The sequence below is a fragment of the Thalassovita litoralis genome, assembly GCF_900182725.1.
In the GTDB taxonomy this organism is placed as follows: Bacteria; Pseudomonadota; Alphaproteobacteria; order Rhodobacterales; family Rhodobacteraceae; genus Thalassobius; species Thalassobius litoralis.
On the sequence record NZ_FXTO01000079.1, the window covers coordinates 1 to 1,144 of the forward strand.

Consider the following 1,144-nt stretch of genomic DNA (forward strand, 5'->3'; position numbering starts at 1 on the left):
GAGGATTATCGGTCGGTCTGGAATGGCCGGTTTGCGTCTGGTGATTTTACCGGCTGGCAGCTGGAGATCTATGACGGGTCTCTGGGCGGGTTCGATGAGGTTTCGGAACTGACGGTGGTACAGCGCAATGCCGGGGCATCGGAGGATGCCATCCGATATGCGCCCACCCCGAACGTGGTCCAGATCGACTGGGGTGACAATGCCACCGGGATCGGGGCGTATAACCGTCTGATCTGGTCTGGCCTGATCCCGGTTCAGCCCGGCGCGGATGTCTATGCCTCGTTTCGCTATGCGGCTGGTGACGGGTCGACCTATTCCGGGGTGGGGGCTAATGGCTGCACGGTCCGCGCCACGCTGCGCTGGTATGACGAGGATGGGGTGCAGCTCAGCGCCCCGGACGATGAGACCGATGATTACTTCTCGACCGCGATTGCGCCCCTGCCGGGGGACGGGTTCTGGAAGATATGGCAGCGCTCCGCCATTCCCCCTGCGCAGGCAGCCTTTTGCCGCCCGGTGTTGGAAGCCTATCGCGGGATCGGGCTGGCATTCGTGGCGGATATGGAGGTCGATGTCGCGCTGAACACGGCGCGCATCACGCGGGACGGGATCACCGAAGAGGCGGAAACCGCTGTCTCTGCGGTTTCGCTCGCCGTGAATAATGTCGAGGAAACCGTGGTCACGGAAATCGCCATCGTGCCTGAGATCAGCAGCGGCACAACGGGCGAGGCCCTGACGATCGATGCGGCCGTCTCGGGCAATGTCGATTTTACCAGCGCCGGGGAGGTGACGATCCGGCTCTATATCGACGGCGTCAATGTCGCCTCCGGTAAGCTGTCATCGGACGGCCCGTTCAGCCTGTCGGCGATCAGTCAGAAGACGGCTGGGGAATATGATGTGGAGCTGCGGGCCAGTTCTCCGGATGTCACGGCCTTCTCCTTTACCGAAGCCCGCGCCCGCGCCCTGGTACTGAAACGATGATCCTTGTTTATGATCTTGCCACCGGCAAGCCCAAGCGCCTGCATCGCGGATCGGACCGCCAGCTTGCCCGCGCCCGCGCGCGCCTCAGTGCGGGGGAAGGGGCGATTGACGGTGAGTTCGGTTCCCTGACCGGCAAGCTGGTCGAAAATGGGCAGCTGATCGATGC

At 63.0% G+C, this 1,144-nt stretch carries 1 protein-coding gene; it reads left to right on the forward strand.

What is annotated here, in order from left to right; translation table 11 throughout:
- Positions 1-978, forward strand: a 978-nt coding sequence (locus tag FN828_RS20720) for a hypothetical protein (RefSeq protein WP_185959113.1), incomplete at its 5' end; no start/stop codon positions are given.
- Positions 979-1,144 lie beyond the last annotated feature (166 nt).